Source organism: Candidatus Brevundimonas phytovorans, from assembly GCA_029203145.1.
GTDB classification, from domain to species: Bacteria; Pseudomonadota; Alphaproteobacteria; order Caulobacterales; family Caulobacteraceae; genus Brevundimonas; species Brevundimonas phytovorans.
Window position 1 is genome coordinate 624,972 of record CP119309.1, and the last position, 15,029, is coordinate 640,000.

The window sequence follows — 15,029 nt, forward strand, 5'->3', positions numbered from 1 at the left end:
CGATGTCTCGTCTTCTTCGCGGAGCGGCGCTGGCCGCGCTGACCCTGGCTGCCGTGTCAACCGCAGGCGCCGCCGGGGCCCAGAGCTACAATCGTCTGGTCGTCTTCGGCGACAGCCTGTCCGACAACGGCAACCTCTATGCCGCGACGGGGGGGACGACGCCGACCTCGCCGCCCTATTATCAGGGACGCTTCTCGAACGGGCCGGTGTTCACGGAACTGCTGGGCTTCAACGCGGGGCGTTACACCGCCGGCGCGCCGGTGACGGGCAGCGTCAACTACGCCTTTGGCGGCGCGCGGACCGACAGCTCCGCCTCGCCGCCCGGCATGCGCAACCAACTGCTGGCCTATACGGGCGCGGGCGGAACGTTCGGCGCGAGCGACCTGGTCAGTATTCTGGGCGGCGCCAACAATATCTTCCAGGGGATTCCGACGGCGGGCGCATCTGCAAACCCGCAAGGCAGCATAGCGCCGGTGGCCCAGAGCGCGGCGGCGGACATCAACTTCATCGTCAACAGCGTGGCGAGCGCTGGGGCGGGGACCATCCTTGTGACCAACCTGCCGCGACTGGGCACGACGCCTCAGTTCAATCAGGGGCCGGGCCTTCCGGCCAAGCCACTGGCGGACTACGCCGGGACGACCTTCAACTCCGCCCTTCAGGCCGGTTTGATGACCGTGGCGGCCAACCAGCCCAACAGCAACATCATCCTGATGGATCTCTACAAGGTCAGCGACACCCTGTCGGGCAGCCCGGAACTCTTTGGCCTGACCAACGCCAAGGACGCCTGCTACAACGGGGCGACGGTCTGTGCGGCGCCGGATACCTACCTCTATTGGGACGGCGTCCACCCGACGGCGGCGGGCCACCGTCTGATCGCGCGTCTGGCGAACGACTACCTCTATTACGGCGACCTGGGCTCTCAGACGGCGGTGCTGGGCGAGACGGCCTGGCGGCACCGCGAGGATGCGCTGGATGGCTCGACCGCCAGCCTGTCAGGCCGTGACGCCTGGACGGCGGGGACCGCGATCTCGGTCTCGGCGCTGGCGGATCGGACCAAGACCGATGCGCGCGGCGTGATCGGCGAGGCGACCTCGGACGGCTATGGCGTGCGGATTGCGGTGGAATCCGGTACGGAAACGATGCGGTTCGGCCTGGCCGGCAGTTATCGCAACGCCTCCGTGGATGCGGGTGCACTGAAGGTCGATCTGGATAGCTTCGGTCTGGACCTCTACGGCGGCTGGCGTTCGGGCGATGTCTTCGTCAATGCGGCGGCGGGTGTGGCCCAGGACGACTTCAACGACATCAGCCGCCTGACTTCGTTGGCCCCCATTGTCCACACCGGCTCGACGCGGGGCATCAGCACCGGCGCCCGTCTGCAGGGCGGGATGTGGTTCGACATGGGCGGGATCGCCCTGTCGCCGCGCGCCGCCGTGGCCTGGATCAACAGCGACGTGGACGGCTTTGTCGAACAGGGCGTCGCGGCCCAGTACGCCTATCAGGACCGTTCGGTTCAGGGCGCGACCGCTGAGATCGCGCTGCGGGCTGAGGGCGGGATCGATCGCTTCCACTTCTTCGCCGAGGGCGGATATCGCGACAGCCTCAGCGACGACAGCGACGCGGTCCGCACCGGCATCGCCGGCAACCCGGCCAAGATCCTGGCGCGCGAGATTGATCAGCCATGGGGCGGGCAGTTCCTGGCCTCGGCCGGCATCGAGGGCACGGTGATGGATCGGCTGAAGGTGTCGATCGGCTACAAGGGGCGCTTCGGCGATCAGGCCGACAGCCATATGGGCGGGGTGCAACTGACCCTGCCGCTTTAAGACGCTGGATCAGACAGGCAGAGGCCGCGCGGCGCAGGTCGCGCGGCCTCTCTTCGTTTGGATTTGAGCGTCGAGTTCCGGGATGCGACGCCGTGTCGCCCTTCGCGCGCCCCATTCACGTCCCGGTCTGGTGGCAAAAGGCGGTCACCCCCGGCCGTCGGCGACTGTTTTTCCGCCACCCGCGCAGCCTGTTTCGCGTGACCATGACGGCCCTCCCGCTCGATGCTTGAGCGCCAGGAGTGCAGTTACAGTATGCGTTTTCTTCCCCCGGCCGTGAGGCCGCTCGCGATCCGTTTTGGCCAGACAGGCGTCGTCGCCGTCACCGCCGTTCTCGCCATGGCCGGCGCGCCCTTGGGCGCCGCCAGTCCAGTGGCCGACAAGGCTGAGCTCCTGTCTGCCCCCGCCCCTGCGCCGGTTCAGGCCGTGGCCAAGCCCGCCGGTCCACTGATGCGCAAGGTCGCCTTCGAGGCCCCGGTGAAGGGCTATCGCATCAACTCGGCCTTTGGTTTGCGCAAGCTGGCCATCGAGGCCAAGGCCCGCGCCCACAAGGGCGTAGACATCGCCGCGCCCAAGGGCACCAGCGTCTATACGACCGCCGAGGGGCGGGTCGTGCGCGCCGGCTTCCAGGCTGGGGGCTATGGCAACTTCATCGAGGTGAAGCACCCAAACGGAATGAGCAGCGTCTATGGCCATCTCAGCCGCATCGACGTGCATACGGGGCAGGAAGTGGCCTCGGGCGAGCGGATCGGCCTGGTCGGCTCGACCGGATATTCGACCGGCCCGCACCTGCATTTCGAGGTGCGCCGCAACGGCGGTCAGGTGAACCCCACCAAGGTCGTGGGTCAGAGCTTCGACGTGAAAGTCACTGCGCCGAAGGTCTATGACGCGCCGCGTCGGGGTCTGCGGCAATGATGACCGTTCCGTAATGTAAAATGCCCTTTCCATCCCCCGCCTCTGGCCGTTAGGATTCGTATCTGACGGTTGGAGGATAGGGCATGGTTGCGGCGCTGACGCTGGATGGGATCAGCAAGAGATACGGCGGCTTTCAGGCCGTGTCCGATCTGAGCTTCGCGGTCGAGAAGGGCACGATCTGCGGCTTTTTGGGCCCCAATGGCGCGGGCAAGACCTCGACCCTGCGCATGATCCTGGGGCTGCAGCCCGCCACCTCGGGCCGGATTGAGATCCTGGACGCCGACGACGGGCGCAAGGTGCGCGACCGGATTGGTTTCCTTCCCGAAGAGCGCGGCCTCTACAAGAAGATGACGCCAGTGGACGCCATCGCCTTCTTCGGCGGGCTGAAGGGCCTGCCCGTGGCTGAGGGCCGCAAGCGCGCCCGCGAGATGCTGGAGCAGATGGGCCTGGGCGACGCCCAGAAGAAGAAGATGAAGGAGTTGTCCAAGGGGATGGCTCAGAAGGTCCAGTTGATCGCCTCGGTCGTGCATCGGCCCGAGTTCGTGATCCTGGACGAACCGTTTTCCGGCCTCGACCCGATGAACCAGCAGGGGCTGGAGGCCATGATCCGGGCGCTGGCGGCCGACGGCGCGACGGTCCTGTTCTCGACTCACGTCATGCAGCACGCCGAACGCCTGTGCGACAAGGTCGTGCTGCTGGCGCGCGGCAGGAAGGCGTTCGAGGGCACGGTGGATCAGGCGCGGGCGACCTCGCCGCGCTTCCTGGAACTGGAGGGGGCGTTGGACGTGACCGCCGTCGCCGGCCTGCCGGGCGTCTCGGGCGTCGAGGTGCTGAACGAGCATGACGGCGCGCGTACGCTGCGCGCCGGGCTGGCGTCGGACGCGGGCGGGCAGGAGGCGCTGAAGGCGGCCTTCCTGACCGGGCTGGACGTGCGGCGCTTCCAGATCAAGGAGCCGACCCTGCACGACGCCTTTATCGCCCTGACCGGCGATCACCCGGATGACGACCAGAGCGTCGCCAGAGACGCCGCTCACCATCTGCTCCAGGCGGAGGCCGCCCGATGAACCGCACCCTTCTGATCGCGCGCCGCGAGTTCATGGCCTACGCCCGGACGGTCGGCTTCTGGCTGTCGCTGCTGGCCTTTCCTCTATTCGGCGCGCTGGGCGGCGCCATTCCCATTCTGATGAAGCACGCCGAACCGGCGCGCCAAGTGGCCTTGGTGGACGAGGCTCCGGCCGGCTCCGGCCTGGCCGCCGCCGTGCGTCAGTCGCTGGAAAGCGAGCAGGTGCGTGGCGATATCAGCGCCCTGCGCATGGCCGCCATTCCCGAGGCCGGGGTGGCGGGCGGCGATCGCGTGCGACAGGTAGCGGAGACCCAGGGCTACGCCGCCGGGATCGCGGCGCTGAAGCGCGAGGCGCCGCGCGCCGGGGCCGGCTTCACCCCGCCGAAGCCCAGTCTGACCCTGGCGACGCCCCCCGCCGAGATCGTCGCCGCCGCGCCGGGCGAGGCCCGTGACGCCCTGGCCCGTCGTTATCTGAGCGAAGAGACAGACGGCCGGAAACTGAGTGCGATCGTCTTCCTGACCGGGGCCAACGGCCAGCCGGGCGCCCGCGTCTGGACCGCCCGCGCCACCGACGACGCGGTTGAGGACGCCATTCGCGACGCATTGAAGGACGCCAATCGCCGTCAGGTCTTCGCCGCCAGCGGCATCGATCCAGCCGTGGTGGCGCAAACCGACCGCTTCCGCCCGGATCTGTCGCTGTTTTCGCCCAAGGCGCGGTCGGGCGGCGAGGTCTCGTTCCGCGACAAGCTGCCGACGGTGGTCGGCCTGGCGGTCGGCTTCATCCTGTGGTCGCTGATCATCACCGGCGCCTCCATTCTGCTGAACAGCGTCATGGAGGAGAAGTCGAACAAGATTCTCGAGGTCCTGCTGTCTTCGGCCTCGGCGACCGAAATCCTGACGGGCAAGGTGCTGGGCGTGGCCCTGCTGACGCTGACGGTGCTGCTGGCCTGGGGCGGTCTGGGCGGGATCGGCCTGATCGCCGCGGCGCCAGACGTGGCGCGCGACATCGGCGCGGTGCTGATGAGCAATGGCCTGCTGATCTACTTCCTGCTGTTCATGGTCGGCGGCTACCTGATGTATGCGGTCCTGTTCGCGGCCATCGGCGCCTTCTGCGAGACGCCGCGAGACGCCCAGACCCTGATGGGGCCGATCATGATGGTCCTGTTCGTGCCGCTGATCGTCATGCAGATGGCCATCCGCACGCCGGATGCCGCGGTGGTCAAGGTGATGAGCCTGATCCCGCCCTTCACCCCCTTCATCATGGCCGCGCGCGCGCCCAGCGGCCCGCCCATGATCGAGATCGTCGGCGCCCTGATCGGCATGTTCCTGTTCGCCGCCCTGATGGTCTGGGTCGCGGGCCGGGCCTTCCGCGCCGGCGCTCTGTCGGATGTGAAGCTGAACTGGAAGAGCTTCCTCGGCGCGGTGCGCGGCGGCGCCTGATCGCCGTGCCAAGCGGGATGAAGACAAAGCCTGCGGCGCGACCTGTCGTCGCGCACGCAACTTTGATGAGGCGGAATCGGTTTCATCCCGGTAAAATCAAGGGGTAAGCCTTGCTGTAGCGGCCCTGTGTCCCCAGATCGAGGTTTCCAGTCCTTAGGAAAACCCTTCGCCCGCCACAGGAGCGCCGATGCCCCATGCCGACAGCCTGATTATCACCCTGGTCGGAGGCTTTGTCCTCGCCTTCGTGTTCGGCATGTTGGCCAATCGGCTGAAGCTGTCGCCCCTGGTCGGCTATCTGGTGGCCGGCGTCGTCGTCGGTCCCTACACCGGCGGATTTGTCGCGGACACCGAGCTGGCCCCGCAATTGGCCGAGATCGGCGTCATCCTGCTGATGTTCGGGGTGGGCCTGCACTTCTCGCTGGCGGACCTGATGAAGGTGCGCAAGGTCGCCATCCCTGGCGCCTTGGTTCAGATCGCCGCCGCCACCGTTCTGGGCTGGGGCTTGGGTCGTTTCATGTTGGGTCTAGGCGACGTCGAGGCCCTGTTGCTGGGCTTCTCTCTGTCTGTGGCCTCGACCGTGGTGCTTCTGCGGGCCCTGGAAGAGCGCAAACAGCTCAAGAGCGACGCCGGCCGGATCGCCATGGGCTGGCTGATCGTTGAGGACCTGGTCATCGTCATCGCCCTGGTCATGCTGCCGCTTCTCATCATTGCGCCGGGCGAGACGCTCAGCGGCGCCGAACTGGCCAAGTCCGTCGGCTGGACCCTGATCAAGGTCGCGGGCTTTGTCGGCGTCATGCTGGTCGTCGGCGCCAAGGTCCTGCCCTGGGTGCTGGTGCGCATCGCCCACACCAAGTCGCGTGAACTGTTCACCCTCGGCGTCCTGGCCATCGCCCTGGGCATCGCCTGGGTCGCCTACTACCTGTTCCACTCCTTCGCCCTGGGCGCCTTCCTGGCCGGTCTGGTGCTGAACAGCTCGCCGCTGGGGCATAATGCGGCCGAGCGGTCGCTGCCGCTGCGCGACGCCTTCGCCGTGTTGTTCTTCGTCTCGGTAGGGATGCTGTTCGATCCGACCATTCTGGTGCGCGAGCCGCTGGCGGTTCTGGGTGTTCTGGGCATCGTCATCATCGGCAAGTCGCTGGCGGCGCTGGCTATCACCACGGCCTTCAAGCTCGACCGGGCGACCAGTCTGACGGTCGCCGCCAGCCTGGCCCAGATCGGGGAGTTTTCCTTCATCCTGGCCGCCACCTCGGTCTCCCTGGGCGCCATGAGCCGCGAGACCCACGACCTGATCCTGGCCGCGGCCCTGCTGTCGATCTCGCTCAACCCCTTCGTCTTCGCCCTGATCGATCGGATGGGCGGGCGCGTAAAACCGCCGGTCAAGAAGACCGAGCCCGAACCCAAAACGGCCCTGGCTGACGTGATGTAGTGAAAAGAGGCCCGGTGATCGCTCGCCGGGCCTCTTCCGCATCCGCGTCCTGATAGGGGGGCTTACAGGACGCCGATCATGCTCGCGACCAGGGGATGGCGCACGATATCACGCTCGGCCAGACGGACCACGGCGATGTCCGGCACCGCCTCCAGCCGTTCGGCGATGTCGGAAAGGCCCGACACGCCGGGCAGCAGATCGGACTGCTGCGGGTCGCCGGTGACCACCATGGTCGAATGCCAGCCCAGCCGCGTCAGCAGCATCTTCAGCTGGACGTAGGTGCAGTTCTGGGCCTCATCGACGACGATGAAGGCGTTGTTCAGCGTGCGGCCGCGCATGTAGCCGATGGGGGCGATCTCGATCAGACCCTCGGCCATCAGGGCTTTGACCCGCTTCATGCTGAGGCGGTCCGACAGGGCGTCGTAGAGGGGGCGCAGATAGGGGGCCAGCTTGTCCTCCATGTCGCCGGGCAGGAAGCCGATGGACTCCCCGGCTTCGACGGCGGGACGGCTCAGGACGATACGGCCGATCTTGCCCGCCTCCAGCGCCTCGACCGCCTTGGCGACGGCGAGGTAGGTCTTGCCTGTGCCTGCCGGGCCCAGGGCCAGGACCAGGTTGTGGGCGTCGACGGCGTCCATCAGTTCGGCCTGACCGTCCGACTTGGGCTTCAGCGTCTTGAGATAGGCCTGGTCGCGGTCGTCGTTGGAGGGGAGGGGCGACCAGCCGTTGCGGGGCAATCGCCGGACCTTGGCGTCCTGCAGGAACTGCTCCGAATCCAGAACACCTTCACGGACTTGATGCTTGATGGCCGAACGCTTGGTCATGAACGCCTCCAGGGCATGAAAAAAGGCGCGCCCGGCAGGGACACGCCTTGAACGACGGTGGGGGAGGAAGGGGCCGGAATCGTGCGGCGGCCGCCGGGATCGGTCGCAGGGTCGTCACCGCCGCAGAGGTTCTTTCCCGGGACTGGTCGCGAACACGCCACGCGCATTCTCCAGTATCTGACCGGACCGGGCTTGATCCGGCTTCGGATCCGAGGCCGAAATGGCGACCTCGAATCGCATCAACATAATGATGCTAACGTAGTTTATGAGGGCTTAAAGCCATCATTTTCTGAAACATAAGGCGTGTTCGGATGAGTGTTTACAGTCTAGGCGACAGCAAGCCGCAGCTTCCGCCCCAGGGCGAATACTGGATCGCGCCAAATGCAACGGTCCTAGGGAACGTGATTCTGCATCCCGGCGCCAGCATCTGGTTCAACACGGTTTTGCGAGGCGACAATGATCCCATCGTGATCGGCCGCGACAGCAATATTCAGGACGGCAGCATCCTGCATACGGATGTCGGATCGCCGTTGACGATCGGCGAAGGCGTGACGGTCGGCCACAAGGCCATGCTGCATGGCTGCGCCATCGGCGACAACAGCCTGGTCGGCATCGGGGCGGTGATCCTGAACGGGGCGCGCATCGGGAAGAACTGCCTGATCGGGGCCAATGCCCTGATCACCGAGGGCAAGGTCATTCCCGACAACTCCCTGGTCATGGGCCAGCCGGGCAAGGTGGTGCGGGAATTGGATGAGGGGCAGATCGAGGCCCTGCGGATTTCGGCCCAACACTATGTCCAGAACTGGCGTCGCTATCTGGCCGACCTTGTCCCGCTGTAATGCCTCAGGATGGGACAGGCGCGGGCCTCAAGCACGCCGCCTGTCTTGAAAAGCGCGCGTTTCACACTGGTTTTCCGGCAATTGGATCGGCCTGCGACTTGCACTGAGGGGCTCAAGATCAATGCAGGAGTCCGGGCCCATGCGGGTGGGGATCAAGAAATTGCTGGCCGGAGCGGCGGGCTTCATCGGCCTGATGGCGATGGCGGACATTGCTTCCGCCGCGACGGGTTGCGGGACAGGCGGGTGCCAGCCGCCTCCGGCCCCGCCGCCGCCATCCGTGCCGTGCTGCCAGCCGCCGCGCCCGCCGCAGCCGCCGGTGACGCCGCCGGGCACGCCGTGCTGCGCCCCGCCGGTGGCGCCCCCCTGCTGCTCGGGCGGGGGCAATGTCAACGTCAACGTCAACGTCAATGCGAACGCCAGCGCCAATGCATCGGCGCGCGCCTATGCGGGATCTCGCAGCGGGGCGACGGTGATCGTCGGCGGCGGCGGGGGCGCCTATTTCAACGTGGACCAGCCCTATCCCACCACGATTCAGGGCCTGTCGGTTGAAGGCAAGACCGTGGAGATGGTCCGGGTCCCCTATACGGCGTCGCGCCGGATGGAGAAACGGGTGGTCATCCAGGCTGTCTGCATCGACGATCGCGCCGTGCCCCACCCGGCCTCCCAGGTCCGCCCCGGCAAGGACGTCGCGGCGGACTATGAAGGCGAGCTGTATCGCTGCATCGCCGGTACTCGGCTGCAATGGACGATTGCCGACGAGGCCGGCGGTCCGGGGGAAACCTTGAATTGCAACAAGCGCGAGGCTCTATGGTACGGCCGCGGCGGCCAACTGGAATGCCGGCCCGAGAAGCCGGAACGCGATTGCAACGAACGTTCGCTGCTGCGCCGCTATGGGGCGGGCGTGAAGGTGCTGACCATGATCCGCGAGGAATCCTACACCGAGTATCGTGAGGAGATGGTCGAGAGCGCCGGGGCCGTGGCCACGGGCGCAGTCATCATGCTGGACGGCGGCGTCGGCGGCCGCGTCTTCTGAACAGGCTGTTCAGGCTGCCGTCATGCGCAATGACCTAGAACTCCGCCATCGACTCTCCGTCGACTAGGCTAAAAAGACTGGGGCCCCGATCCGCTGGATCGGGGCCCCTTTTTCGTCAGCCTCAGCGTTTTACTGGGCTGTTGCCTTGTCCGAGACGACCTCGGCCTTCCATGCGGTGTCCAGCTTGAGATACTGGCGCGCCGCTGCCTGGATGTCGGCGACGGTGAAGGATTCCAGATCGCTGATGTGGGTCTGAATCTGCTCGATCGACGAAGGCTTGGCCGCGAGGTCTTCCAACTGACCCAGCCAGTATTCGTTGCCGGCCTGGCTGCGACGCAGGCTTTCGATCGTCGGCAGGCGGGCGCGGTTCAACTCGTCCTCGGTGATCGGCGTATCGCGCAGCGAGGCGGTGATGGCGTCTACGGCGGCGTAGAAGGCCGGGATCTTGTCCGCTGCGGTTTCGGCCATCACGAAGATGGAGCCATAGCCCTTGAACACGTCAGAGGCTGAAGACCCGACGCGCGGCGAGTAGGCCAGGGCCTGCTTCTCGCGGATTTCGTCCAGGACGCGCAGCTTGAACACCTCAGACAGGATGCTGACCTTGCGCGCTTCGGTGCGGTCATCCACCGCGTCGGTGGTGGGCCAGGCCACATAGGCCAGGGCCTGTTCCGCCGGGCCCGTGTGGGTCAGGCGCACCGGCTGGGCCGTCGGAGCCGGGAAGCGACGCTGATCCGAGCCGGGCAGAGGCTGGGCGGCGGGAGCGCGCGTCGGCAGGGCGGCGAAGGTCGAGGCCACGGCGGCGACCGCGTCATCCACCTTCACATCGCCGACCATGACGATGTCGATGGGACCTGAGGCCATGCCCTGGGTTACGCCCTGCTTCAACTCGTCGAGCGTGAAGGCGGCGATCTCGGCGGCGGACGGCACGGCTTCACGTTTGTCCCCGCTGGCCAACAGGCCTGCGGCCTGAATGCCGAAGGCGCCACCGGGGGTGGCCAGCTGTTGAGCGATGATCTGCGGGAAGAAGGCCTTGATCTGCTCGAACGGCGCGGCGCGCAGTCCGGGGTCGGTCAGATAGGCGGCCAGGACCTGCATCTGCAGTTGCAGGTCGGCGGGGCGGGTGGCGCCCGACAACTGATAGGCGTCGCCGTCGATGGCGAAGCCGGCGCTGTAGATCTTGCCCGTGAGGACGCGGCTCAGTTCGTCGGCCGTCAGCTTGCCCAGACCACCCTGGGTGAAAATCAGGGGGGCGAGCATCTGCGGAGTGAAGCGGTCGGTGGGCAGGCCTTCCTCGCCGATGCCCGTGCGGACCGAGACCAGGATCTGCTGATCCTTGAAGGCCGTGGGCTTGACGATCAGACGCACGCCGTTGGCGAAGCTGACGACCGTGGCGCCGACGGCGGCGACCTCGGTGCGCGCGGTCGGCGTCGCGGCCGGGCCGAAGTTCGCATAGGGCCACTGAAGCTCGGCCTGGGCGGCGCGGGCCGTGACCGGCACGGCGCGGCTGGCTTGCAGGGCGGCGGTGACGCCGGACTCGCCGCCTTCGATGGCTTCTGGGGTGATCACCAGGGCCAGCGGGCCCTGGCCCTCGAACACCGTCTTAACGGCGGCGTCGACCTGAGCGGCCTTCAGGTCCTTCACGCCGGCTTCAAACAGGGCCAGGTTGGTGGTGGGGGCCGAGAAGACCAGATCGTCATTGGCCGCGCCGAGCAGGGCATTGGCCAGGCCCGGCGTGCTGCGGGTCGCGGCGGCCTGGACGGCGTTTTCCAGCGCCGTGCGGTTGTTGGCGATCTCGCGATCCAGTTCGGCCTGGGTGACGCCGAACTGCACCAGGCGGCGCTGTTCCTGGTCGATGGTTTCCAGCGCGCGCGTCAGGCCGCCCGGGTTGAAGTTGGCCGAGATGGAGCCGATGTCGACGCTGTCGAACAGACTGCCGCTGCCGGCGCTGGCCGAAATGAACGGCGGGTTGTCGGCGCGGGCGATCTCGCCCAGTCGGCGGTTCAGGACAGCCAGGCCCAGGTTCTGCAACAGGCTGTCGCGACGTTCGGCGACCGTGTCGGGGTCCAGGTCGGGATTGCGGACCCAGTTCAGCTGGATCGATGACTGGATGCCTGGCTCGACCAGAATACGGGTCTCAGGCGAGCGCGGAGCCACGGTTCCCAGATCGGGATTCGGACCGTCGGCGGCCTTGGGCTTCCAGTCCGCGAAGGTGGCGCGGATCTTGGCCTCCATCTGATCGACGTCGAAGTCGCCGACGGCGATCATGGTCGCGCGTTCGGGGCGGTAATAGGCCTCGTAGAACTCGACGAAACGCTCACGCGGGGCGGCGCGGATGATGCTGAGGTCGCCGATGGGCAGGCGGTTCGCCAGGCGCTGACCCGGCGCCAGCAGGGCGATCTGGGCCTTGAGCGAGCGCAGGCCCGGGGTGTTGCGCAGACGCTCTTCGCCCTCGATCACGCCGCGTTCCGCGTCGATGTCCTCGCCCTTCATCAAGGCTTCGGAGACCTGTTCGCGCATGATGCGCAGCGAGGTGTCGACGGTCTCGTCGTTGGTGCGCGGCAGTTCCAGCGTATAGGCGGTCTGGTCAAAGCTGGTGAAGGCGTTCGTGTCGGCGCCGAAGGCCAGACCCAGGCGTTCCAGAATACGCAGCAGTTCGTTCTCGGGCACATTGGTCGTGCCGTTGAAGGCCATGTGCTCCATGAAGTGGGCCAGACCAAGCTGGTTCTCATTTTCCATCAGCGAGCCTGCGGCGATCCGCAGGCGCAGCGAAGCCTGACCCGGAGGCGTGGCGTTGTGCATGATGGCGTAGCGCATGCCGTTTGGCAGGACGCCGAATCGCACATTGGCGTCAGCCGGGATGTCGCTGGCGGTCTGGGCCCAGGCCTGGGACGGTTGAGTGTCCTGAACGGCGACGGCCGCAGGCGCCGCAAGGGCGACGGCGGGCAGGGCGGCCCCGCCCATAAGGGCAAGGCTGGAGGCGGCAAGCAGCAGAAGGTGGCGCGGCGATCGCATTCGGTGAAGCTCCGGATCGTGCGATCAGGCTGCCCCCGAGACTGAACTGCGGCCCTGCACGACGTCCAAAGTGACAAACGTGCTTGACTACCTCAAGTTACCGAAAGTTAATCCTCAGCCGCCGCCATTTCCGGTGACATAGAAGCTCGCGGCGTTGCCGACGGCGTTTGATCCGGCGATGACGTTCCGGCCCTGGCCGTTTATGGTGGTGGCGGTCATGGCGCGGACATTGCCGGCATTGGTCTGGACGTTGTTGGCGTTCAGGTCGCCGCCGCATTCGGCGCAGGCATAGCCGGTGATCGAGTTGCCGGCGGCATTGGCGCCGACATAGACGTCATAGCCCTTCTGCCCGACGAAGGACGCGGTGGCTTCGACGCCGCCCGTATTGTTCTGAAGGTTGTCGATGTCAACGTAGATGTCGTTGTTGCCGACGACGACATTGTTGCCGATGGCGTCCGCCGCGGCCGTGGCTGCCCCAAAATCATACGAACTCAGCTCGACCGCGCTGCGAACCTGGGCGCTGTTGTCCTGATCGGTGGTCGTGACCAGCGAGCCGCCCTGATTGTAGAAGGTCGCCTGGTTGGCCGTGGCGCGGCTGCGCCCTGTCAGATCCCAGGCGTTGCCGGCCCAGACGCTGGTGTCGGCTTCGACCACAGCGCCGGATGAGGTCTGCCGCACCGCCAGGTCCTGATTGGACGAGGGGCCGGTCGAGGCCTGGACCGCATTGGCGACGGCCTCGCTCGAGAAGTCGGCCGGAGCGGGGATGTACTGCGGCGAGCCCCTGGTGATAGCGCGCACGTCGCCGTGCATGGTCTGGTCGATCCTGCCCGTGATCGCGGTGCGGTTTGCCCCGGAGGCGGCCCCGGCCAGGGCGACTGTATTGCCAAAGGCGCCCGAGGCGATCTGACCGCCGGTGATCAGTCGAGCGTCCGTGCCGGTAAGCCGCGTCGAAGCGGTGACGTCGCCATGTCCGACCTGTTCGGTCTCGACCGCCATCGGCGCATTGATTGCGGCGCCCGCCAGATAGTTGGCGCGCGCCTGGGTGACGCTGGTGACGCGACCGCGGGTATCGCCGCCCAGGGTCAGGGTGGTCGAACCGGCGGCGTCGCCGCGCATGGTCTGGGACGAGCGCAGACGAAGGGCCTCGCCCTCCGTGCCGCCGATCAGGCTGTTGCCGCTGGCGGCGGTGGATGCGGTGACCTGATCGCTGACATCGACGACGTTCAGCGTCTGTCCGGCCACCACGTCGCCGAGTTGCAGTTGGCTGTTCAGGACCAGACCGCGATCCTGGGCGACGGCCGCGTTAGCGGCTGCCGCGCACAGCGCTGTCGCGACGATCGTGCCAGCGAGACGGGTCCGCGCGAGTTTGGCCATTGTTCGTGTCCGTATTGGCGTAGGCGGGATAGAAGCCGCCGGTCGGGCCGACGGGGGTGTCGGCGAGGGGATCGTTGGCGGGGTTCAGGCAGACTTCCGGGCCGGGGGCGCCGTAGAGGTTGGCCATGAACTCGACGGTGGCGCGTTCCACCAGGGCGCGGACGGCCAGCTGGACCGGCTCCATGCCGCTGGTTCCGGCCGAGATGTCGAAGACATTGCCGTTCATGAAGTCGAAGACGCCTGCCGAGATTTCGCGGCCGACGATCTGCTTCTGATAGGAGACGACGTCGACGACCTCGAGCGTTGTGGTTTGCACCAGGCGCAGGTCGATGGCGACGTTCATCACAAAGACCTTGCCGGTCAGCAGGCCCGAGCCGCCGCCCTGTTCGACTTCACCGCCGGCGATGTCGAAGCCGCCCGAGCGGATATTGTAGTTCACCTCGGTGATGCCGCCGACGACGTAGAAGTCCGAGCCCGGCACCTGACCGGCCAGGATGCGGCGGTAGGCGGCGTCTTGGGGGGCGCCGTTGGGCTGGTCGTCGCCGATCAGCTTGTTGTTGGCGTAGCGCAACTCCAGCTCGGACACCGAGGTGTCGTAGCGTTCGACGATCCGGGCGCCGGCCTTGGCCAGGGCGGTGTTCGCCATCAACGAGGCGCCTTGCGTGATCTGGCGTCCGCCGTCGGCCGAGACCGTGCCGGTATAGTCGCTGATCCGGCCCACGGCCATGCGCGGCGAGGGCAGGTTGTAGCGACGGGCATAGTCGGCCAGGCAGTAGAGCGCGGTCGAATAGGGCGTCGGGTTCGACGTCACCGGGGCGTTGCCGATCGGCTTGGCGTACTGACCCGAGGGACCGGCGCTGGTGCTGGCGCAACCCGCGAGCAGGCTGGCGACGGCGGCCACGGCGACGACGGCGCGGATGGTGGGGCTCTTGATCATGGGAAAACCAGCGATCCGTTCAGGGCCGTGCCGGCGGTGATGTTGCCGGTGTTGGTCTGGGTGGAGTTGACGATCACGGTGTTGCGGTTGCCCTGCACCACCACGTTCAGATTGTTGCCGATGGCGGTCGCACCGCCGATGTTCGTGCCGCCTGAGCCCGACCCGCTCTGGCCCGCCGAGACCCCGGCGCTGCTGCTGGAATAGCTGCTGGCGCCGGCCTGGATGATCCCGTCGACGATCAGGCGGTTGCCGTTGGCGTCGCGGGTCGATCCCGTGGCGTTCTGGGCGGTGGTGTAGCGCGAGCCGCCATAGCCGGCCTGGAACTGGGCGGCGCCCGCCGAGCCCGACG

12 protein-coding genes (1 of these 12 only partly in view) are annotated in these 15,029 nt (G+C 67.0%); 7 read left to right on the forward strand and 5 right to left on the reverse strand.

The window, feature by feature from the left end; genetic code table 11:
• Positions 1 to 2 precede the first annotated feature (2 nt).
• From P0Y52_03110 to P0Y52_03130, 5 genes are all read left to right on the forward strand, one after another.
• Positions 3 to 1,820, forward strand: coding sequence for an SGNH/GDSL hydrolase family protein (locus tag P0Y52_03110; protein ID WEK58546.1), 1,818 nt, complete (start codon positions 3 to 5; stop codon positions 1,818 to 1,820).
• Positions 1,821 to 2,072: 252 nt separating this feature from the next.
• Entirely contained in the window at positions 2,073 to 2,732 is a 660-nt protein-coding gene (locus tag P0Y52_03115) for a M23 family metallopeptidase (protein WEK58547.1), read from the forward strand.
• Positions 2,733 to 2,815: 83 nt separating this feature from the next.
• On the forward strand, positions 2,816 to 3,796 hold the full coding sequence (locus P0Y52_03120) for an ATP-binding cassette domain-containing protein (GenBank protein WEK58548.1): 981 nt from the start codon (positions 2,816 to 2,818) through the stop codon (positions 3,794 to 3,796).
• A complete protein-coding gene (locus P0Y52_03125; protein ID WEK58549.1) occupies positions 3,793 to 5,235 on the forward strand; it encodes an ABC transporter permease in 1,443 nt (480 codons plus the stop codon). Before P0Y52_03120 ends, P0Y52_03125 begins: the two co-directional genes overlap by 4 nt.
• Before the next feature lie 187 nt (positions 5,236 to 5,422).
• Positions 5,423 to 6,661, forward strand: a complete 1,239-nt coding sequence (locus P0Y52_03130) for a cation:proton antiporter (protein ID WEK58550.1) — start codon at positions 5,423 to 5,425, stop codon at positions 6,659 to 6,661.
• A 62-nt stretch (positions 6,662 to 6,723) separates the two neighbouring features.
• Here the strand turns inward: P0Y52_03130 and P0Y52_03135 are convergent, their stop codons facing one another.
• A complete protein-coding gene (locus P0Y52_03135) occupies positions 6,724 to 7,497 on the reverse strand; it encodes a PhoH family protein (protein ID WEK59434.1) in 774 nt (257 codons plus the stop codon).
• 299 nt (positions 7,498 to 7,796) lie between these two features.
• Between P0Y52_03135 and P0Y52_03140 the strand changes: the two genes are divergently transcribed.
• Positions 7,797 to 8,324: a gamma carbonic anhydrase family protein gene (locus P0Y52_03140; protein WEK58551.1), complete on the forward strand. Its 528-nt coding sequence runs from the start codon at positions 7,797 to 7,799 to the stop codon at positions 8,322 to 8,324.
• Positions 8,325 to 8,445: 121 nt separating this feature from the next.
• Positions 8,446 to 9,357 (forward strand): hypothetical protein, encoded by a 912-nt coding sequence (locus tag P0Y52_03145; protein WEK58552.1) that lies wholly within the window; start codon positions 8,446 to 8,448, stop codon positions 9,355 to 9,357.
• Positions 9,358 to 9,486: 129 nt separating this feature from the next.
• Here the strand turns inward: P0Y52_03145 and P0Y52_03150 are convergent, their stop codons facing one another.
• The 4 genes from P0Y52_03150 to hfaA form a co-directional block, all read right to left on the reverse strand.
• Positions 9,487 to 12,369, reverse strand: a complete 2,883-nt coding sequence (locus tag P0Y52_03150) for an insulinase family protein (GenBank protein ID WEK58553.1) — start codon at positions 12,367 to 12,369, stop codon at positions 9,487 to 9,489.
• A 114-nt stretch (positions 12,370 to 12,483) separates the two neighbouring features.
• Positions 12,484 to 13,743 (reverse strand): holdfast anchor protein HfaD, encoded by a 1,260-nt coding sequence (gene hfaD, locus P0Y52_03155; GenBank protein WEK58554.1) that lies wholly within the window; start codon positions 13,741 to 13,743, stop codon positions 12,484 to 12,486.
• Entirely contained in the window at positions 13,673 to 14,680 is a 1,008-nt protein-coding gene (hfaB, locus tag P0Y52_03160) for a holdfast anchoring protein HfaB (GenBank protein ID WEK58555.1), read from the reverse strand. The genes hfaD and hfaB overlap by 71 nt, the downstream gene beginning before the upstream one ends.
• Positions 14,677 to 15,029, reverse strand: partial view of a holdfast anchoring protein HfaA gene (hfaA, locus tag P0Y52_03165; protein WEK58556.1) — the 3' portion only. The gene runs 82 nt beyond the window's last position; only the last 353 of its 435 coding nucleotides appear in the window; the start codon falls outside the window, past its right edge — the gene reads right to left on this strand; its stop codon occupies positions 14,677 to 14,679. The genes hfaB and hfaA overlap by 4 nt, the downstream gene beginning before the upstream one ends.